The organism is Methylomonas sp. MS20 (genome assembly GCF_050275925.1).
Lineage (GTDB): Bacteria > Pseudomonadota > Gammaproteobacteria > Methylococcales > Methylomonadaceae > Methylomonas > Methylomonas koyamae_A.
Window position 1 is genome coordinate 2472396 of the sequence record NZ_CP189962.1, and the last position, 19577, is coordinate 2491972.

At 57.0% G+C, this 19577-nt stretch carries 24 protein-coding genes; 12 read left to right on the forward strand and 12 right to left on the reverse strand.

Features of this window, described 5'->3' with window-relative positions:
- Positions 1 to 84 precede the first annotated feature (84 nt).
- Entirely contained in the window at positions 85 to 606 is a 522-nt protein-coding gene (locus ACQE3D_RS10895; RefSeq protein ID WP_313727945.1) for a phage virion morphogenesis protein, read from the forward strand.
- Positions 607 to 989: 383 nt separating this feature from the next.
- On the opposite strand, the gene ACQE3D_RS10900 is transcribed toward ACQE3D_RS10895, so the two are convergent.
- The 9 genes from ACQE3D_RS10900 to mgtA form a co-directional block, all read right to left on the reverse strand.
- Positions 990 to 1433: a DUF2383 domain-containing protein gene (locus ACQE3D_RS10900; RefSeq protein WP_313727944.1), complete on the reverse strand. Its 444-nt coding sequence runs from the start codon at positions 1431 to 1433 to the stop codon at positions 990 to 992.
- Positions 1434 to 1479: 46 nt separating this feature from the next.
- Positions 1480 to 1965: a hypothetical protein gene (locus ACQE3D_RS10905; RefSeq protein WP_313727943.1), complete on the reverse strand. Its 486-nt coding sequence runs from the start codon at positions 1963 to 1965 to the stop codon at positions 1480 to 1482.
- A 493-nt stretch (positions 1966 to 2458) separates the two neighbouring features.
- On the reverse strand, positions 2459 to 3280 hold the full coding sequence (locus ACQE3D_RS10910; RefSeq protein WP_064031194.1) for an alpha/beta fold hydrolase: 822 nt from the start codon (positions 3278 to 3280) through the stop codon (positions 2459 to 2461).
- 52 nt (positions 3281 to 3332) lie between these two features.
- Positions 3333 to 3509: a hypothetical protein gene (locus ACQE3D_RS10915; protein ID WP_157197981.1), complete on the reverse strand. Its 177-nt coding sequence runs from the start codon at positions 3507 to 3509 to the stop codon at positions 3333 to 3335.
- A 16-nt stretch (positions 3510 to 3525) separates the two neighbouring features.
- Positions 3526 to 3909 (reverse strand): four-helix bundle copper-binding protein, encoded by a 384-nt coding sequence (locus ACQE3D_RS10920; protein ID WP_064031195.1) that lies wholly within the window; start codon positions 3907 to 3909, stop codon positions 3526 to 3528.
- Positions 3910 to 4092: 183 nt separating this feature from the next.
- Positions 4093 to 4371, reverse strand: coding sequence for a CsbD family protein (locus ACQE3D_RS10925; protein WP_231883745.1), 279 nt, complete (start codon positions 4369 to 4371; stop codon positions 4093 to 4095).
- 58 nt (positions 4372 to 4429) lie between these two features.
- Positions 4430 to 4612, reverse strand: a complete 183-nt coding sequence (locus ACQE3D_RS10930) for a CsbD family protein (protein ID WP_064031196.1) — start codon at positions 4610 to 4612, stop codon at positions 4430 to 4432.
- Positions 4613 to 4775: 163 nt separating this feature from the next.
- Positions 4776 to 5336: a PRC-barrel domain-containing protein gene (locus tag ACQE3D_RS10935; protein WP_313727942.1), complete on the reverse strand. Its 561-nt coding sequence runs from the start codon at positions 5334 to 5336 to the stop codon at positions 4776 to 4778.
- A gap of 205 nt (positions 5337 to 5541) precedes the next feature.
- The gene (gene mgtA, locus ACQE3D_RS10940) at positions 5542 to 8118 is read right to left on the reverse strand and encodes a magnesium-translocating P-type ATPase (RefSeq protein WP_313727941.1); all 2577 of its coding nucleotides are present in this window, start codon (positions 8116 to 8118) and stop codon (positions 5542 to 5544) included.
- Positions 8119 to 8817: 699 nt separating this feature from the next.
- Here mgtA and ACQE3D_RS10945 point away from each other — a divergent pair.
- Complete coding sequence (locus ACQE3D_RS10945; protein ID WP_313727940.1) at positions 8818 to 9186, forward strand: DUF4870 family protein; 369 nt, start codon at positions 8818 to 8820, stop codon at positions 9184 to 9186.
- 67 nt (positions 9187 to 9253) lie between these two features.
- Here ACQE3D_RS10945 and ACQE3D_RS10950 read toward each other — a convergent pair whose 3' ends face one another.
- Complete coding sequence (locus tag ACQE3D_RS10950; RefSeq protein WP_168030693.1) at positions 9254 to 9967, reverse strand: Crp/Fnr family transcriptional regulator; 714 nt, start codon at positions 9965 to 9967, stop codon at positions 9254 to 9256.
- A 388-nt stretch (positions 9968 to 10355) separates the two neighbouring features.
- Between ACQE3D_RS10950 and ACQE3D_RS10955 the strand changes: the two genes are divergently transcribed.
- Positions 10356 to 10694, forward strand: coding sequence for a small metal-binding protein SmbP (locus ACQE3D_RS10955; protein ID WP_313727939.1), 339 nt, complete (start codon positions 10356 to 10358; stop codon positions 10692 to 10694).
- 128 nt (positions 10695 to 10822) lie between these two features.
- Here the strand turns inward: ACQE3D_RS10955 and ACQE3D_RS10960 are convergent, their stop codons facing one another.
- Positions 10823 to 11560, reverse strand: coding sequence for a Crp/Fnr family transcriptional regulator (locus ACQE3D_RS10960; RefSeq protein WP_313727938.1), 738 nt, complete (start codon positions 11558 to 11560; stop codon positions 10823 to 10825).
- A gap of 493 nt (positions 11561 to 12053) precedes the next feature.
- Between ACQE3D_RS10960 and shc the strand changes: the two genes are divergently transcribed.
- The 3 genes from shc to ACQE3D_RS10975 all read left to right on the forward strand — a co-directional run bounded on the left by shc (position 12054) and on the right by ACQE3D_RS10975 (position 15893).
- The gene (shc, locus tag ACQE3D_RS10965) at positions 12054 to 14027 is read left to right on the forward strand and encodes a squalene--hopene cyclase (RefSeq protein ID WP_313727937.1); all 1974 of its coding nucleotides are present in this window, start codon (positions 12054 to 12056) and stop codon (positions 14025 to 14027) included.
- A gap of 240 nt (positions 14028 to 14267) precedes the next feature.
- Complete coding sequence (locus tag ACQE3D_RS10970) at positions 14268 to 14504, forward strand: hypothetical protein (RefSeq protein ID WP_313727936.1); 237 nt, start codon at positions 14268 to 14270, stop codon at positions 14502 to 14504.
- Between the two features lie 75 nt (positions 14505 to 14579).
- The gene (locus tag ACQE3D_RS10975; RefSeq protein WP_313727935.1) at positions 14580 to 15893 is read left to right on the forward strand and encodes a YihY/virulence factor BrkB family protein; all 1314 of its coding nucleotides are present in this window, start codon (positions 14580 to 14582) and stop codon (positions 15891 to 15893) included.
- A 4-nt stretch (positions 15894 to 15897) separates the two neighbouring features.
- Here the strand turns inward: ACQE3D_RS10975 and ACQE3D_RS10980 are convergent, their stop codons facing one another.
- On the reverse strand, positions 15898 to 16449 hold the full coding sequence (locus ACQE3D_RS10980; RefSeq protein WP_313727934.1) for a PAS domain S-box protein: 552 nt from the start codon (positions 16447 to 16449) through the stop codon (positions 15898 to 15900).
- A 263-nt stretch (positions 16450 to 16712) separates the two neighbouring features.
- On the opposite strand from ACQE3D_RS10980, the gene ACQE3D_RS10985 reads away from it, so the two are divergent.
- The 6 genes from ACQE3D_RS10985 to ACQE3D_RS11010 all read left to right on the forward strand — a co-directional run bounded on the left by ACQE3D_RS10985 (position 16713) and on the right by ACQE3D_RS11010 (position 19508).
- A complete protein-coding gene (locus ACQE3D_RS10985) occupies positions 16713 to 17099 on the forward strand; it encodes a DUF4398 domain-containing protein (protein WP_313727933.1) in 387 nt (128 codons plus the stop codon).
- A 17-nt stretch (positions 17100 to 17116) separates the two neighbouring features.
- Positions 17117 to 18001: an OmpA family protein gene (locus ACQE3D_RS10990; protein WP_313727932.1), complete on the forward strand. Its 885-nt coding sequence runs from the start codon at positions 17117 to 17119 to the stop codon at positions 17999 to 18001.
- A 113-nt stretch (positions 18002 to 18114) separates the two neighbouring features.
- Positions 18115 to 18522, forward strand: a complete 408-nt coding sequence (locus tag ACQE3D_RS10995) for a carboxypeptidase-like regulatory domain-containing protein (RefSeq protein WP_313727931.1) — start codon at positions 18115 to 18117, stop codon at positions 18520 to 18522.
- Between the two features lie 83 nt (positions 18523 to 18605).
- The gene (locus ACQE3D_RS11000; protein WP_064031208.1) at positions 18606 to 18893 is read left to right on the forward strand and encodes a hypothetical protein; all 288 of its coding nucleotides are present in this window, start codon (positions 18606 to 18608) and stop codon (positions 18891 to 18893) included.
- A gap of 143 nt (positions 18894 to 19036) precedes the next feature.
- Positions 19037 to 19168 carry a DUF3096 domain-containing protein gene (locus ACQE3D_RS11005; RefSeq protein ID WP_083385865.1) on the forward strand — a complete coding sequence of 44 codons (132 nt, stop codon included), beginning with the start codon at positions 19037 to 19039 and terminating at the stop codon, positions 19166 to 19168.
- Positions 19169 to 19349: 181 nt separating this feature from the next.
- The gene (locus ACQE3D_RS11010) at positions 19350 to 19508 is read left to right on the forward strand and encodes a DUF3309 family protein (protein WP_064506546.1); all 159 of its coding nucleotides are present in this window, start codon (positions 19350 to 19352) and stop codon (positions 19506 to 19508) included.
- Positions 19509 to 19577: the final 69 nt, after the last annotated feature.

Here is a 19577-nt window from a genome sequence, read left to right on the forward strand (position 1 = left end):
GCCAAGCGAGTGGATCGGGTTTGAGGGCCATGCAGAACCGCAGCTCCGTCACCGTGATACTTATTATATAGACGACAAGCGATTATGCAATTTGAGATCGAGTTCGAAACCAGTCATTTGGAACACATTCTGGAAGCCGCCCGGCGGGAAATTGCTAAGCCGGAGGAGATGCTGGGCAGCATCGGCGAGTCGTTGTTGCGGGTTAATCGGCGGCGGCATGAAAAAGGCGTCGATCCGGAGGGCAAGGAGTGGAAGCCGCTGTCCGCGATGACATTGGCCGAGGGTAAGCGTAAAGGCGGGCCGCTGAAAAAGACCGGCCGGATGCTGGCCAGCCCGGTTTATCAGGTTTCGGCGAATACGTTAATTTTGGGTTTTGATGGTGCTAGGGATGCCAAGCTGGCGGCTATTCATCATGGCGGTACCGATCCCTATGTGATTCGGCCGCGAAACAAGAAAGCGTTGGCGTTTGGGGGGATTGTAAGGCGGCGGGTGAATCATCCAGGTCTGCCTAAGCGCGAGTTGCTCGGCTTTCCGGATAGCGATAAGAATTTGGTCGAGCATGTGACGATCGATCATCTCACGCGGGTTTTAAACCGGGTGAGATGATCGAATAAACGGCGTTTAATCGGTATTTATTCACCAGTCTTGAACGGTATTTTTCGGCGATTACCAGGAGTATTCTCCCGAATTGATGCCGTTTTTGTCCGGAATTCAAGATTTTTTGTGTTTTGGCTGAAAACTAGAGTTTTCGGGGCGTCCGGGGTGTTTTGCGTTGGTTAAACCTGTCCGTTTTCCACCCCCTCCCTACTGTCTTGCCAGCGAAACGGGTTGTCCCCGGCGACACTGTCGTCGCGAACGCGGGTTTTAAAGATTACATCGGGAACGGTAGTCGGCATGTCGGGAACTCCTGTACTGTCAGAGCACGGCATCGAGACAGACGATGCCAGGGTTGGCTCGTTACAACGGTCTGTTCAGACCGGCGCGGTTCGCTAAGCGACCGTCGCACCGTTCATCCGTTCCAACGTCTGGATATGAGCGCGTTGGGCCGGCACCAGTGTCCGCTCGATCAGTTCGCGCGCTTCGGGATCCAGCTTCTGATCCAATAGCGCTTTTCCGTAGTCTTCCAGACCGCTTTTCTCGCCTTCCTGCAATACTGTTAACGCGGTTAGTTTACCGAAGGCATTGGCGCCGCCTTGAACCAATTTGGCCCAGGCCCCCCAAACACCGGAGTTCTTGGCCGGCGTGCCCCCCAGATCTCGAATTTGAGTTTGTAAACTGGAGACGGCGGTCCGGTGGTCGTCGAAAATAGCCCGTAGCCCTTCCGAGTCACCGAGAGCGACGTTTTCCCCCAGTTTATTAAGGACTTGGCTGTAAGTCTCGGTGGCCGCTAGTTCGTCGATCAATAAATGATCTATCGTTTCAATGCCGTGCATTATTAAAATCCCGTGCAGTGGTTATGGATGAGCTGGCAAGGCAGCATCAATTGTTGACCGATACTTCTTCGGATGAAGAAATATCCAGTGCCTCGGCCTGTTGGAAAATCGTGTTCGCGGTATCTCGCGACTCTGAGCTTGCGGTGTTGACGGCTATTAACGTGAGCCCGTCTATGATTTTTTCCCGATAGTGTTCGGCGTGATGCGCGGGAATACCGGCACCTATCAGCGCGGCGTTGATGTCTTCCACACCATCGTTTTCCAACGAACGGCTTAGTTCTATACGAATCGGACCCGCCGTTATGCAGCGGCCCACGCCGGGAATCTCCAAGTTATCGATGCCGTTTATCCACTGCAGATCCAGGCGGTGTTCGTCCGCAGTAGCGGATGTATTACCGACGCTTTGCTGATAACAACATTCTGGGGATAACAAAGAAATGTCGTTGTTGGAGAAACCCGCTACCTTAAGATTATTAACAATCTTCGCGGTTTGGCCGATATCTCGGCTTATACAAAAAATCGGTTTGTACATAATATTCTCAACAGCAGCTGGTTATTTTATTGCTGTATAGCTGAGTATTTATCGCGATTTTATTAATGGCGGTGGTTTTCTAAGAAAAACGCCGTGATCAAAAATAATTTATATACTGGCGGGCATCGAAAACCTTTATCCCACACCCTGGGAATTTAAACTCTGATCGGACAGTGATTGGTTAATCACGCAATACTGTTATTCATGTGATTGACAGTAGCTTGAATTCCGCCGCGAGTCGGTGCGCTACCGCGCATTGGATAAAGCCATTCCGGTTTGTTGTGCTGCAATGGACCTTATCCCGATTAGTCGGTTCCTATAGGGCAAATCCGCGCCGGTCCCAAGAAATCGATGGTGCGTGGGGCGCCAAAGTCCGGATGGCTGACTAAGCGCGAAGCGTCACTAAGGGGTTTCGTATTGCCGCGGTAGCCCGGCCGGTCGGATGCGTTGTCGAAACGATGTGCACGTGCCGGACCGCTTGACATCTCGCGGTTTAGGCGCTTAGAAACTCAAGCAAGTCGCCATTTAACTGGTCTTTATGGGTGTCGGCCAGGCCGTGTGGAGCGCCGGGGTAAATTTTCAAGGACGCATTCTTAATCAATTTCGTCGCGGCAATGGCCGAGGCGGCTATCGGCACAATTTGATCATCGTCGCCGTGAATCAGCAGGGTCGGAATATCGAATGCCTTTAAATCGTCGGTAAAGTCGGTTTCGGCAAATGCCTTGATACTATCCAGTTGGTTTATCAGCCCACCTTGCATGCCTTGAAGCCAAAATGCGTCGCGGATGCCTTGGCTTACTTCGACATCCGGGCGGTTGGCGCCGTAAAAGGGCGCGGTCAGATTCTTGAAAAACTGCGAGCGGTCCGCGCTAACGCCGCTCCGAATATCGTCGAATACCGAGAGCGGCAAACCGATCGGATTATTGTCGGTTTTCAGCATCAGCGGGGTCACAGACCCTACCAGCAAGACCCCCGCGACGCGTTGGCAGCCGTGCCGACCGATATAGCGCGCCACTTCGCCGCCGCCGGTGGAATGACCAACCAAGGTTATACCGCTTAAGTCCAGGTATCCGATGAGTTCCGCCAAGTCGTCGGCGTAGGTTTCCATATTGTTGCCCAACCACGGCTGGTCGGAACGACCATGGCCGCGCCTATCGTGCGCGATGCAGCGGTAGCCGCGCGCCGCCAGATAGACCATCTGATTTTCCCAGTCATCCGCGTTTAACGGCCAGCCGTGACTGAACACCACCGCCGGGCCCGAGCCCCAGTCCTTGTAATAAAGTTTCGTGCCGTCTTTGGTGAGTATCGTGCTCATGGTGGGTGCTCCTTGTGCTACGCGAGGCAATCAGAAAGGTGGTGGGTTTAGCTCAGCAAAAAACCGGATGCAGGCTGGCGCGGCACTGGATTTTGCCGAGCAAGCTTGTGTTGGCGCTGCTGTTGTTGGTCCCCGCGTCTGAAAGTGGGAAGGTGGTTTGCGCAGCCGGCGAACAGGCGGACAAGACCGCCGTGATAATCGCCGCCGACACCGGTAACTTTGGACGCATGACGGGGGTACCGCGTTTAATATTGGGCGCTAAGCATTTGCCGGCAACTGTCGGCACATTGCAGACAGGCCGCGACGCTGTCCTTCATATCGCCGATTTCGGCGCATTCCTTGGCGCAGGCTTCGCAGATTTCGGCGCATTCCTTGGCGCAGGCTTCGCAGATTTCGGCACAAAGTTCGTGCAGGCGCAGCAAAAAGTGCGAGCCGGTCAATTGAAAATTCGCGGTGGTCCGACAGATTTCGGCGCAATTCATCATCAGACGGATATGCTTGGCTTTAACGTGCTTGCCGCCGTTTTCCAGGCAATGGTTCATCGCGGTTTGCAGGCAAATCCGGTGACAGAGCTCGCAGGCTTCAAGGCAGGATTGCATCGCTTGTTCGGAATTGGAAGATTGATGCATGGGGTTCTCCAGCGTGATGGAAATACGGATGCGGCTTCGAGGCCGATCGCTTCGATCTTGTGTCAATGACCAAGCTCGAACGAGCGGAATGTCGGACCAACATCGGTGTCGGAGAGCAGCTAGCCGGTCGATGCCATCGCCGAGGGGACGGGGACGAAACTCGAACCCACTAGCCGCCGTCACTTACTTGCCTTTTTGTATGTCCTGCTTAAGATCGCCGTAGCCTTTTTGGGCTTTGCCGAGATTTTTCTGGACATTGCCTTCCACTTCCATCCCTTTGTCGTCGATGATCTTGCCGGTGACTTCCTTGACCGTACCCTTGGTTTCTTCGATCCGGCCTTCTACCTGATCCTTGTTCATCGGCGCGTCGTCTTCATGGCCGGCGGAGAAGGCGCCCAATGAGCAAACCGTGGCGAGTACGCCTATCCATAATTGGTGGCCCTTGATTTTTGGTGATTTCATGATGGTGCCCTCGAGAGTCGAGTTTCGCTTGGTGACGTCATCGCGACCGCGAGTGCTATCAGTCGTCCGCGGCTTTCTCGATGTCGTTCTTCACATCGCCGATTACCGACTGGACCTTCCCGATATTTTTCTGGACATTGCCTTCCAGCTCCATTTCGTCGTCGTTGATTAGTTTGCCGGCGACTTCTTTCACTTTGCCTTTGGCTTCTTCGACACGGCCTGTTACTTGATCTTTGTTCATGATGATTTCCAATGGTGTTTTAGTCGTATGGGAACGAGTACCGATGTTTTTCAGCACTCACGGCAGACCATACTCGCAACGCCCGGCACGGTCGGTACGTCAACGCACATAGATGTCGGGGGGGCCGATGCATGGAGGGTATCGGCGAATCCGCCGATGGCCGTTACGGTGCCACGCGATAAAACTGACCGAGCGCCTCGCGTTGCTCTTCCCATTTCTCGGAACTTTCCGGCCAATGTCTTTTATCGAAACCGGGTGCCGTTTTTAAGGTCTCCTTATCCAGGTCCAGGATGTAATAATCCCTGGGGCTGGTCCAACGTAGCGCTCGCCAGGGGATGGCAAACAGCTTGTCGCCCATGCCCATCAGGCCGCCGAAGGAAACCACCGCATATACCACTTGACCGTTTTGCGGGTCGATCACCAAGTCCTTGATGTCGCCGAGACTGTCGCCGGTGGTGTTTTTTACCTTGGCGCCGGTAATCTTGCTGGCCCGGCTAATTTGCTGCATCGACTTATTGGCCTCCCGTCCGCGCTCGATCGAGACTTCCTGGTTGGCTTGATTGAGTTCGACCTGTTTTTCATGGACTTCTTCTTGTTTTTTGGTCAGTTCTTGTTGTTTTTCGATGAGGTCTTTTTGTTTGTCTTTAACCTCGTCCGCGTGGACAGGGCTTAGCGCTAGCGCGCTCAGAAACGATAGGGCTACCATGGATAGGACTGTTTTCATAAGATACTCCGGCTTTGAAAATTGATCGGTGCGTTCCAGTTTGGCCGGACGTTTCGTCAGGCTTGCCAAACTCCGCACCGACTTTATTCAATGCGGCGGGCACTGTCGGTACGCTGTCGAACACACTTGCCGTTCGAGGTGGTAGCCGCCAAACAACTGGGCTTGGCAATGCGCCGCCATTTAGCGGACTGCCAAGTTCCGCGGATCAGCGGCGACTGGCCCGGCGCGATTTGCCGTAATTGGCATGCCAGCGATAAAAACCTCGTTTGGCTAGCTCTACCACCAATAAATACGCCACCGCTGTCGCCGCCAGAATGAAATAAAACTGGGCCGGCGGCGGCACGAAGCCGAAATAATGGCCTAGCGGCGTAAACGGCAGGACGGCGCCGATCAGCGCAATCGACAGCGAAGTGGCGACTAGTACCGGATGCGCCCGGCTTTTGAAAGGATTGCCTCGGGTGCGGATGATGAAGATCACCAGGACTTGGGTACACAGCGATTCGACGAACCAACCGGTTTGGAATAAGGCCTCGTCGGCTTTTAATACCGTTAACAGGATGTAAAAGGTCAAAAAATCGAATGCCGAGCTAATCGGACCGATCACCAACATGAAATTGCGGATAAAGTTCATGTCCAGAACCCGAGGTTGGCGCAGTTCTTCGGAATCGACCTGATCCAGCGGAATCGGTACTTCGGACACGTCGTACAGAATGTTGTTGAGCAGAATCTGGGTCGGCAGCATCGGCAGGAAAGGCAAGAATAGCGCGGCGCCGGCCATGCTGAACATATTGCCGAAGTTGGAACTGGTACCCATCATGATGTACTTCAGGATGTTGCCGAAGGTGCGCCGGCCTTCCAGCACGCCGTCATGCAGAACCTGTAAGTCCTGATCCAGTAGAATCATGTCGGCCGCTTCCTTGGCGACGTCGACCGCCGAATCCACCGACAGGCCGACATCCGCCGAATGCAGCGACGGCGCGTCGTTGATGCCGTCGCCCAGATAGCCGACCACATGGCCGCGCGCTTTCAACGCCCGAATCACCCGGTCTTTTTGAGATGGATTCACCCGGCAAAACAGATTGGCTTTTTCGACGCGGATGCGCAAGGCGTGGTCGTCCATTTCGGCGATGTCCTTGCCGGTCAACACGCCGAGCACCGGAATATTTAATTGGGCGCAGACGTGTTGGGTTACCAAATCGCTGTCGCCGGTGACGATCTTTACCGTTACGCCGCTGTCCTTCAATGCCGCCAATGCCGCGCCGGCGCTGGCTTTGGGCGGGTCGAGAAAGCCGGCAAAGCCGGCGAAAATTAGCTCGCTTTCGTCGCTGACCACCGCGTGCGGATGATTTTGCGGCGCTTCTCGCCAAGCGATGCCCAATACCCGGAAGCCTTCTCGCTCCAGTGCATTATGCTGTTCGTGGATGCGGGCTCGACTGGCCGGATCGAGCGGCAGTTGCGCGTCGCTGCCTTGTTGTTCGTAATGGGTGCAAAGGGTGATGATTTCCTCGGAGGCGCCTTTCACGACTAGCAAGCGGCCGTTGCCTTTATCCAGCAACACCGACACCCGCCGCCGCTCGAAATCGAACGGCACTTCGTCGATCTTTCGCCAGGCACTGATATCGATGTTTTGATGAGCCAAAATCGCCTCGTCGAGCGGGCTTTTCAGGCCGGTTTCGAAGAAGCTGTTCAGATAAGCCAGCTCCAGCACTCGCTCACTGGGCTGGCCTTGCGGGTCGACATGCTGTTCCAGTCGGATCTTGGCTTCGGTCAAGGTGCCGGTCTTGTCGGTGCACAGCACGTCCATCGAGCCCAGATTCTGAATGGCCGACAGACGTTTGACGATTACTCGTTTTGCCGCCATATGCATCGCGCCGCGCGACAGCGTCACCGATACCACCATCGGCAGCAGTTCCGGCGTCAAGCCCACCGCCAGCGCCACCGCAAACAGAAAGGATTCCAACCAGGGTTTGCCCAAAAATGCGTTGACCAACAACACGAATAGCACCAGCAGTACCGTCAAGCGCATGATCAGCAAACCGAAACGGTGGGTGCCCACCTCGAAGGCGGTCGGCGGGGGTTGCCGGGTCAGGCTGTCGGCAATCGCGCCGATCGCGGTGGCGGTGCCGGTTTTGATGACGCGCATCTTGGCGCTACCGCTGATGACGGTGGTGCCCATGAATACGGCGTTGTCGGCGTCCTGCAAGTCTGTGGCGTCGGCCGGCAAATCGCCCGGACGTTTTTCGATCGGGTAGGCTTCCCCGGTCAATAGTGCCTGCTTGACGAACAGATCGCAGGCTTCGATTAGCAAGCCGTCCGCCGGCACCATGTCGCCAGCGCAGAGCAGGGCGACATCGCCCGGCACCACGTCGGTCACCGGTACGTCCACAGGTTTGCCGTCGCGCATCACCCGGGCCTTGACCGAAACCGAATGGCGCAGGCTTTCCGCCGCCTTGCCGGCTCGGTGTTCCTGGACAAAATCCAGGGTCACGCTGAACAGCACCATGACGCTGATAATCACGAAATTGGTGATCTCGCCGGTGAACGCCGAAATCGCGCTGGCAACCAGCAGCAGAATCACCAGCGGATTCTTGAAGCGCGATAGAAACTGCAGTAGCAGGGCTTGGCGCTGGCGATCCCGGAACAGGTTGGGGCCGACTTCGGCCAGCTTGGCGCCGGCTTCGACGGCGGATAAGCCCAAGGGCTTGGCGTCCGAAGGGCTGGGCGTCAGCCACCAAGCGGCTTGCTCGGCCGCGGCTGTGGTTGCGGTATTGGTTTTTTTCATAAATCACTCACAAATATTTGCGTGGACGCCGCGCTTGCGTGTTGGCGCTTAGCCGGTCGCTACCGCCTGTCGCCGCTTCAAACCATCGAACTAATCGTAACCAATAGATGTTCGATCGTGCCGTGCTCGCGCTCGCGGATCAGCGCCGCGCCGGTCAGTATGACCGACAGAGTGGTGATGCGAAACCAAGCGTTGAATTTCGATACCTAACGAGGTGTTGTCGCTATCCACGGTTGGATCCCGTGCGCAGAGTATGGCGTTTCAGACGCATGAACCTAAAAAGAGCAGTTTGGCGATGAAAAATCCCGTTCGTCCTGAGCTTGTCGAAGGGCGCGCGGGATTTTTCATTCACCCGTTTGGTGAGTGTATTGCGAGCCGTCCATGCTTCGACGTTGCTCAGCACGAACGGCCCGCAATACACGCCAACTGCCCTTTTTAGGATGAAACGCGTTGGCGTTGTCGCGTAACGCCGCGCGGGGAGCTCAGGCAAGGCTAACCTGTCGGGTGTATTCGGTCTGTGCGCTAGCGTACCAAGCCGGACCGGCGCTGGCCCGAGTCGGCGTGCGCTAGCGCACCGACAACCGAGGATTTAAAGGCTAGATTTCAGAGTGCGAGTTCGGCGTTGCCGAACAGGGTTTCGCCGGGCTATGTCAGCCTTACGGAACGATAGAAGGGTTTTTAACGACGAGGTAAGCCACCATGAACACCACCATCACGCACGACCATCCCTCCGAGGACTTTGCCGCGCTCAAAAAAATCACCGCCACCGTCTACCTGTGCCAGGTGTTGACGTTTGCACTCGCCGGCTTTCCGTTGCTGGCCGGCGTGGCCATCAACTTTTTCTATCGGAACAACGTCAAGGGAACCTGGTTGGAATCGCATTTCAATTGGCAGATTAAAACCGTATGGGTCACCCTGGCCGGCTTTGCGCTGTCCGGTCTGGTATTGATGATCGATATTCAATTGAGTTTGGTGGTCTTGATTCCGACCTTGCTGCTGCTGATCTATCGAATCGTGATCGGTTGGAGCAATTTGACGGCCGATAAGCCGCTGAAAGAACTCAGCTAAGATTCTCGGATTTGGTTTGGCCGACGCCGATTGGCCGATTGGGTGAGGGCGTTGGTCAAGCCGGGCTTCAAGCACCGCCCAAGATGCGCCGGTAGGTTTCGGTCTCGATGCGATAGCAGTCGCAAGCGGCGGCCTCCAGGCCGCTTCTATCCAAAATCGTGATGTCGCCGCGCCGATAGCGAATCAAGGCCTGTTCTTGCAGGGACAGCGCGGCCTTGGTGATGCCGACCCGGCGCACGCCCAAAATATAAGCCAGAAAGATGTGGGTGACGTGAAAGGTGTCGGTATGGGCGCGGTCGTGGGTCATCAGCAACCACCGCGCCAGGCGGGCCTCCACTTGGTGAAACCGGTTGCAAGCCGCCGTTTGCGCCAACTGGCTCATCGAGACGTACAAATAGCGTTTCGTGGCTATTTGCAAGGAATGACTGCGCGCCAACTCCGTCAAAAACGCCGTGGCCGGCATGCGCAACGCGGAACCCGCCCCTTGCACCAGCGCTTGAAATGGCGCGATATCGACATCCAACATCAGTGTAATTCCCAACATGCCTTCGTAGCCGATCAAGCCGACTTCCAAACCGCTACCGTCGCCCATCGGCGTAACCAGCGAAACAAAACCGCCGGTCGGAAAATATACATGCGGTATGCGCGCGCCGGCCAGATACAGCACCTCGGCAAAGGCCAAATGGACCGGTTCGCAGTGGCGTAGTACCAGATTGCGATCGGTCACGGGTAGGGAATCCAACAGCCGGTTGGGAGCGGTAACCGCGAGTATCGTGGACAAAGCGTGCTCCTGGGGTGATTTGAGGACGCCCGATTTTGGGTTCGGGACCGCGAGGGCGGGTGGAGTCGGCGATCTTGGGCGACGGGCCGACAGCTTGGCGGCCAGAATAGCGTTAAGGCCGAGGGTTGTCTGTATGTTAGCGTACGGACCGGCCGATGCGCGGTTTGCGTCGCGAGCAGCCGCCTATGTGCTTTAGCGTACAGACTTCGGCACGGAGCCGCCGTATTCTGGTCGCAGCTGAGGTGAAGCCCAGCGACCGAACGCAGACATCCGGTGACAAGTTTGATCTTCGCGGTTTCAGAGCGCCAGGACGGATTTCGCGAAGGTTCTCATGCCTGACCGATTCGCCGGTGGCGCCAATAACAAACACAACGACACAGGCAAATTTATGAAAATCACACACTATTTAATCGCGTTGCTGCTGACGCTCGCTTCGCTGCAGGCGGCTGCCGCCGGCAGTCCCATGAACGAAAGTTTCACCAAATTGATTGCGCTATCCAACAGCGCGATAGAGGTGGGTAAGGCCGGCAATCAACAGGCCTTCGTCGAGAGCGCCACGGTCGCCTGGGAAGCCTTGAAGCAACAAAACGAGCAAGGCAGCTCGATTCGGCTGCAACGGGCCAACGCCAAACTGAAAGCCGCGATCAAAGCCGGAAAGGCCGGTAACTTGTCGGACGGTATCAGCGAATTGGAACAGGGTATCGTCGAAATGCAGTTGGAAAAATAATCTCGCCGACAGAGCTGCCGAGCGTCGGCATGCCGCTGAATGCAATCAGGAAGCAAAGCCGGCTAACCCCGGCTTTTTTCGGCCCCTCGTGAATGTCGGTCCGGCGGCGGGCTTAGACCGATCCACGCTTAAGCCGGCCGGCAATTCACGGTCTGTTGGTTACTCGGGAGCAGTCTGTCGGACTCGGCTTTCACCACCCGGTAGCATTCGCAAACCCGCTCTTCCAGGCCGGGCCTGTCCAACACGGTAATCCGGCCCCGGCTATAGTGAATCAAGCCGGCTTGCTGCAATTTTCCGGCCGCCTCGGTGACGCCTTCGCGGCGCACGCCCAGCATATTGGCGATCAGTTCCTGAGTCATCGTCAATTCGTTGGACGGCAATCGGTCCAGACTCAACAACAACCAGCGGCACAGCTGTTGGTCCACCGAATGATGGCGGTTGCAGACCGCGGTTTGCGCCATTTGGGTAATCAAGGCTTGGGTGTAGCGCAGCAGCAGGTGCAACATCGCATCGTAGCGATTGAATTCCCGCATCAACAAGTTTCCGCGCAAGCGGTAGGCGTGCCCGGCGCTTTGCACGACCGCCCGATTCGGCATGCTGCCGCCGCCCATGAACATCGCCACGCCGACCATGCCGTCGTTGCCGACCACCGCGATTTCCGCCGAGGCGCCGTTTTCCATCACGTACAGCAAGGAGATGATGCAATTGGTTGGGAAGTAGACATAGCGCAACTCGCCGCCTGATTCGTAAATCACTTCGCCAAGCGGCGTATCGACGAGTTCCATATGCGGCAACAGCCGTTCGTATTCCGCCGGCGGTAGCGCGTTCAGCAAATGGTTCTGTTGCGGATAGTTAAGATCGGTCATCGGCGGCCTGTTTGATGGGCGGATAAATTAAGGGATTCCTTTCGATCGGTTGGTGTAAACGCCCATCGTACAGGAAAATCGAATTTCCCTACGTGCGTTAAAGAACAGAGCGAGCCAGCGGAGTTCTGTTAGGCGCGGCAAACCCGCGCGCCGCGCTAAGTGCGCTAGCGTACAGACTGCGTTCGGGCCGAACCGTAAACTGCATTTTCCCGATGCGGGCGAAAACGGTTTGGCGGTTTCGCCGGCGACGATCGCTAATTGCCGGGTTCCAAGACTATCCGTCGCTTCGCTCGCGCCGAATCCATTCCGGGCTTGGCGCGGAAAGACCGTGTTTCCCGGACTGGCGAGCGGCGTTGCACGGGGCGTAATACTCAAAGTGCCTCAAGCCGCGACAACGTATGTTAGTTGCCGCGGTTTTTTTTGAGGGTCGTCAATCGACCCGAACCTCGCAAACGCCAGCCTCACCAAACCCGAGTATGCAGAGACCGAAATCATGCTGACAGAAAACGTGACAACGCCCGATGCGGAACTTCGCGATGGCTGCTCCGACGGCAAGTCGGCGACCTTGGATCGGGCGATCGCCAACGCCAAACGCCGCTTATTGGCCCTGCAAAATCCGGCCGGCTATTGGGTGTTCGAGCTGGAAGCCGATTGCACCATTCCAGCCGAATACATTCTGATGATGCATTTCATGGCCGAAATCGACCAAGGCCTGGAAGCCAAGATTGCCCATTTTCTGCGCGCTCAAGCCGGCTCGGACGGTAGCTATCCGCTATTCAAGGGCGGCGCCGGCGACCTGAGTTGCACCGTTAAAGTCTATTACGCGTTAAAACTAGCCGGCGACGCGACCGATGCGCCGCACATGCGCCGCGCGCGGCATTGGGTGCTGCGTCACGGCGGCGCGGCCAAGTCCAATGTGTTTACCCGCATCATGCTGGCGATGTTCCGGCAAATTCCGTGGCGGGCCGTACCGTTTATCCCGGTGGAAATCATGTTGCTGCCAAAGTGGTTTCCGTTTCATCTCGACAAGGTGGCGTATTGGTCGCGGACCGTGATGGTGCCGCTCTCGATACTGTGCAGCTACCGAGTCCAGGCCCGCAATCCGCGCGGAATCGACGTCGCCGAATTGTTCTCGACCCCGCCCAACTTGGAAAGAGACTATTTTTCGCAGGTTAAAACGCCGCTGGGCAAAGCGATTTTGCTGCTGGACCGCTGTGGTCGCTTACTGGAGCCGCTGATTCCCGGATTTGTCCGCCGCAAGGCAACCGCCCAAGCCACCGCTTGGTTTACGGCCCGCTTGAATGGATACGACGGCTTGGGTGCGATATTTACCGCGATGGTCAACGCCTACGAAGCGATGGATTACCTGGGTATCCCGGCCGATAACGCCGAACGGCGCATCGCCAGGGCGGCGATCGACGGCTTGCTGGTCGTCAAGGCGGATACGGCGTATTGCCAGCCCTGCGTATCGCCGGTCTGGGATACCGGTCTGGCCGTGTTGGCCTTGCAGGAAGTCGATAGGCATGACCACGAGCCGTCGAGCCGGCGCGCCACCGATACTGCCTTGCGCTGGCTGGCCGGCAAACAATTGCGCGATCAGCCGGGCGATTGGCAAACCCAGCGCCCCGGCCTGGCCGGCGGCGGTTGGGCCTTTCAGTTCGGCAATAGTTATTATCCGGATGTCGACGATACCGCCGTCGTCGCTTATGCGATGAGCCAAGCCGAGGCGCCGGCGTTCGCCGAGCCGATTCGGCGGGCGGCGGACTGGATAGCCGGCATGCAGTCGCGCAACGGCGGTTACGGCGCGTTCGATGCCGACAACGACCATTATTTTTTAAATCAAATTCCGTTTGCCGACCACGGCGCGCTGCTCGATCCGCCCAGCGCCGACGTCAGCGCGCGTTGCATCATGCTGCTGGGTCGGCTCGATGGCGCGCACCCGGAGTATAGCGCCACGATCGCGCGATGCATCGCTTACTTGCGCGCCGAGCAGGAAGCCGATGGTTCCTGGTTCGGGCGCTGGGGTACCAATTATCTGTACGGGACCTGGTCGGTATTGCTCGGTTTCGCGGAAGCGGGCGTCTCCGCCAACGACGCTAGCGTGCGCCGAGCGGTGGCTTGGCTGAAATCCAAGCAGCGCGCCGATGGCGGTTGGGGCGAAAGCAATATCAGCTACCATACTCCGAACAGCCGCGGCGAATTCGATACCAGCACCGCGTTTCATACCGCTCTGGCGGTACTGGCCTTGCTGGCCGCCGACGAAACCGGCGCGCCGGAAGTCGCGGCCGGCGTCGGCTATTTGCTGAACACTCAACAAGCGGACGGCGGATGGCAAGACGACTGTTTTAACGCGCCGGGCTTTCCCAAGTTCTTCTACCTGAAATACCACGGCTACGATAAGTACTTCCCATTGTGGGCCTTGGCGCGCTACCGAAACCGTCAAAACGGTTTGGCCCGCGCCCGCTGAGGTCGAAAAGCGATTCCGCCGGCCCGCCTCCGCCTTGTTGAACCCGATTGTGTGCAGTGCCGTACAGACGCGGAGGCCATCCGATCGCATGCTGAACCCCAATACGTCAAGCCTTGTTATCGACCGCGCCAGCGACTTGCTGTCGCCGTTATTGGAGTGGATACGAAAATGAACGACCGTGAATTTCGCAGTGAACCGCGTCGGTTGTTAGCGGATCGGCGTCTTGCCGACCGACGGAATATGCCCGACCCGTTTGGTTCTGCGGCTTGGATCGAAAACATCGAAAACGCCTATTTGGCTTGGCCCAGGCAAGATAGACGCACCGAAGCCCGGCGTTGCGAAGAACGGCGTGTAGTCGATCGGCGGTTGGGACGGATAACGGGGAACGTCCGTTCGTCGCGGAATTACTCGAAGCAATTGTTGACGCGCGATGAACGGCTGTTGATCGAAAGTCTCTATCTCGGCGACGCGGAATAGTGGGCGATTGCCAGCGATTCCGTTCCGGTCCGGCCGAATCCCAACTCGCGGTCGAGGCAGCCGACAGCCTCGCGCATGAGCGCTTGGATATTTAACGCTTTTCGGGCGTGGTTTTGGCGGTTGGCGCCGAAAAAGCCGTCACCCGCGTGGGCCGCGTTCCTGGACGGCGCAAAACTGCTGATGTTGGCCTGGCGGGGCTTTGCCGACGATCTTGGCTCGTTGAGAGCCGCCGCGTTAACCCTGTATACGCTATTTTCGATCGTTCCGATGATTGCGGTGGTATTCGGCATTGCCAAGGGCTTCGGCTTCGACGGCGCGACCGTGCGGCATCTGCTGGGGCGCGGTTTGAACTCGGATGCGTTGGCCGCGCAATTGATCGATTTCGCGGGAAAACTTCTGGAAAGCACGCAGGGCGAATTAGTGGCCGGGATAGGAATAGCCCTACTGTTTTGGACCGTGATTGGCTTGATCGGCAATATCGAGGCAGCGTTTAACGCCATCTGGAAAATCGCGAAGGGCCGAACCCCGGCTCGCAAATTCGCCGATTATTTGGCGTGGATGTTGTTGGCACCGGTGGTGTTGATCACCGCCAGCAGTTTGATCGTATTCGTCAAAATCCGGATAAGCTGGCTGATGGCCGAATTGGCGCTGCCGGCGTTCGGCACTTGGCTGATCGTCGGCGCGTTAAGTTTCTCGCCGATCGTGCTGATGAGCGGCTTGTTCGCGGTACTGTTTATCGTCATGCCGAACACTAACATCAGCTATCGCGCCGGTATCATCGCCGGCATGGTGACCGGCGCCGTGTATTCCTTATCGCAATGGGTCTATTTGAGTTTGCAAATCGGCGTATCGAGCTATAACGCCATTTACGGCAGTTTTGCCGCCTTGCCGTTATTCGTGGTGTGGCTGCAAGGCGGCTGGATGATTGTGTTATACGGGTGCGAGTTGGGATTTTATATTCAGCATCGCCGGAGCGATCGAAATTGGGTCCAGCCCGCTGGTTTTAGTATTCAGCTGAACAAGCTGATCGCGCTGCACGTCCTGCGCCTGATCGTCAAGAATTTAGCGTCCTTGAATACGCCGTTAAGCGCCGCTCAAATTGCCGAAAGCTTGGCAATTCCGGTCGAAATCGCCGAAGACCTGTTATCCAGGCTGGTCGCCGGCCGGCTGATTGTCGAACTGAAAAGCCGCGACGACGGCGCCCGGACTTACTTGCCGGCCATGGATATCAATGCCTTAACGATAGGCGCGGCACTGACCGCACTCGAACGATGCGGGCAAAACCAATGGCCGGATTGCCGTTTGGAGCCGGCGATCGTCGAAGCCGTCGCTGAGTTCGAGAAAGCCATGATGGCGTCCCCATGCAACCGCTTGCTAAAAGATCTTTAGCCGTTCAGCCCGGCCCGACTTCGGCCAATAAAACAAACAGCTGGGGCGGCGTGTCCGGACGCTCGTGGCGCAGACAATCGAGATGCGCCGCGAAGAGCGTGCCGTCGGATCGGATCATCGGGATATCGAAGGCCAGTCGTTTCGCCTTCGGAGAATCCATCAGATAGCGAAAATGCCGGTACCAGTCGTCGCGTTGATCGTCGGCGACCAATTTCGAGAAACGCAGACCGGTTAACCGGCTCTCCGCGTCTCCGAACAGATCGGCGCCGGTCAGATTGATGTCGCCGATTTGATCGTTGGCGTCGATCACCACATAGGCGCTTGGGGCAAACTCGAACAACGCCTGATAATGATCGTGCAATTCCGCCAGCGCCCGATAGGTGCGCTGCCACTCGTCGTTCTGCATCTCGAGCTCGATTTTATGCACCAGCAGTTCGTGCATCAGCACGTCGGCCGGTTTGGAATCGGCTTTCTCCGGCGACAAACTCACCACCAGGGCTTCGGCCCTGGCTCTGAGCGACTGCCGCCGCTCGACTCCATCCCAAACTTGGTCCATGCCTTACCGACTCCTGCTATTCGCATCGGCGCTTCGCGCCATGTACGCGATTGGGCTTATGTACGTTAGCGAACTGTGTTGAATCGCACAAAGGCGTTTAATCAAGTCCGACGCTTTCCCGAATCGCTCCCATCACCATCCTACCATCCGCGTTAGTACCGAGCGTAAAAATCTCCCAGGCCGACGCGGAGTTCGAAGCAACGGTAGCGGCGGGAAAGCCGGGCAGCGATGCCATTCGATATTTCATTCACCGGACAAAAGTCATGACACCCATCCAATACCCCGGAACCGCCGTCGCGCTTGCGAGCCTCGCCATGGCAATGGCAACCTTGATTGCCGGATGCGCCAGCGTGGCGCCGCCGACCGAACAATTGGCCGTGTCCAAGGCGGCGCTCAATAGCGCCACTAGTGCCGGCGGCAATGAATACGCGCCGATCTCGCTAAGATCGGCCGTGTTGAAAATGGACGCCGCCGAGCGGGCGATGACGCAGCAGGAATATTTACAGGCCCGCCAACTCGCCGAGCAGGCTCAGGTCGATGCCCAATTGGCCGCCGCCACCGCCCGCGCCGCCAAGGCTCAAAAAGCCGCTAGCGAATTGGGGGAAAGCAATCGCGTGCTGCGCGAAGAAATCGACCGTAAAGCCCAATAATCCCAATGGAGAGAATGATGCAAACCTTCCGAATGTTTCCACTGCCGCTGATCACCGCCGCGATTCTGTCCGGCTGCGGCACGGTGCCCAACCCGGCATTGACCGATGCTCATAACGCTTACAACAACGCCCGCGTCAATACCCAAGTCGGCACGCTGGCCGAACTGGAAATGAAGCAAGCCGACGATAGCTTGAAAAAAGCCGATCTGGCCTACGCCGAAGACGACGAGGATGAAGCCGTCAATCACTTTGCCTATGTCGCGACGCAACAGGTGGCCATCGCCCAAGCTACCGCGATCCGCAAAGTCGCCGAAACCGCGGTCAGTAACGCCGAAGGCAAACGTAACCAAGTGCGCTTGGATGCCAGAACCGCCGAAGCCGATGCCGCCAAGCGCCAAGCGGCGCTCAGTCAGCAAACCGTGGATAGACAAAACACCGAATTGGCGGTGGCCGGCGTCAACAGCGAGCGCGATCAGGCGCTGCTGGCTCAACAGGACATCTTGATCAACCAACTGAACGCCAAGAAAACTGCGCGCGGTTTGGTGATCACGCTGGGCGACGTGCTGTTTCGCAGCAATAAAGCACGCTTGCAGAGCGGCGGACTGCGCAACGTCGATAAACTAGCCGACTTTCTGAAACAGTATTCCGGCTACAAGGTCTTGATCGAGGGTTACACCGACAGCAAGGGCAGCGCCGAATTTAACGAAGAACTTTCCGACCGGCGCGCCTACGCGGTGCGCACCGCGTTAGTCGACGGCGGCGTGAACAGCGATCGAATCATGACCCGAGGTTACGGCGAAGAATATCCGGTGGCGGACAACGACACGGCTGCCAACCGGCAATTGAATCGCCGGGTGGAAATCATTTTGTCTGACGAAAACGGCAATCTAGCCAGCCGCTGACAGGTCGAAATGGCCGTCAAATTGCCTCAAGCGAAGACCGGCCGGCACCCGGTCGGCTTCGGTGGCCGGACCGTGTTCCAATCCTTAACGCACCGCTACTCGGAGTCACGATCATGAACAGACCTTATCCGGCCTTAATGTTAGCGTGCTTGCTGTACGCCGTATCCGCCCACGCCGAGTTGATCGAGGAACGCAGTCAAGGTCAGGTCAGCTTTATCAGCGGCGGTATCGGCGAGGACGAGCGAGCGGCCTTGAAAAAGGTCCGCACCGATTACAACCTGGGCCTGCTGTTTTCGACACGAGGCAGCGGCGAGTATTTGAGCGATGTCACGGTCAGGATCAGCGACGGCAACGGCGCAATCGTGCTGGATACCGTTTCCGAAGGCCCGATGCTGTTCGCCAAACTGAAGCCGGGTCGCTATCAGGTCAGTGCCGAGCATGCCGGCCAAGCGATTCGCAAACCGGTCACGGTCGATGCCAAACACCGTTCACCGTTGTCGTTTACGTGGTCGAACCCCTAAATCGAACGGCGAACGGGTCAAGGGCCATTCGATATCGCAGCCGTTGAATTGTCGTTCAAACTCCCATCATCAGCGAGACATCCATGAAAACCAAAAACGAATACATCGAAATATTGGCGACTCAGCTCAGAGAGTGGAGCGCGGATATCGATCAGTTATCCGAAAAAACCGAGAAAGCCGCAGCACTGGTAAAACTGAATTACATCGAGGAACTCAATGCGCTGCGCGCCAAGCAACTGGCCGCCGAAGCAAAAATGACCGAACTGGAGGCGTCCGGTCATGAGGGTTGGGATGCGATGAAACTGACGGCCGACCGGGTGTGGGATGATTTAAGAAGCAGTTTGGCCGATGTCGCCGCCAAACTGAAATAGCGGCGGCAAATTGGCGGCGACCCCGCGAACCGTGGCTGCCCGGCGTCGGCCGCTGAAAACGCCGCACGTATGTGCGACAGCGTACAGACTCCCGCCGGGGCCAAGCGCTAAGCTACAAGCTCGACTTTACGCGGAGATAAGCAATGCATCCGGCAATTGAACCTGTATTGGCGCTGGTGATTGGCCTATTGATTTTGATGGTGCCCCGGTTTCTGAATTATTTCGTGGCGGTGTATTTGATTGTCGTCGGCGTATTGGGGCTGATACACCGTTGAATGGGCAAAGCGTTTCCGGTTGGCAAGTCTAGATCGTCGGTCGCGCCGGTTTTGGCGAGGATTTACCGAGCGACTTAGCGACCTGGGAAATCCGCTGGGTAACGGTTAACGCCGCTTGGTTTCCGCGAAAGGTTTTGCCGCGTTATTCCTATCACAGCCTCGCCTCAATTGGAGAACCATCATGTCACTGAGCACCATTCTGCTTGTCCTGTTAATCCTGATGTTGTTGGGCGTTATTCCGGTCTGGCCGCATAGCCGGTCGTGGGGATACGGACCCAGTGGCGGCTTAGGCTTGATATTAGTCATCATCCTGATTTTGGTGGTGCTCGGCAGGATTTAGCCTGCCGACTTTTGGTAAACCTTGGGCTGGTCGGCGTCCGGCCCAAGCCGTTCTTCGTCTCAATCGTCT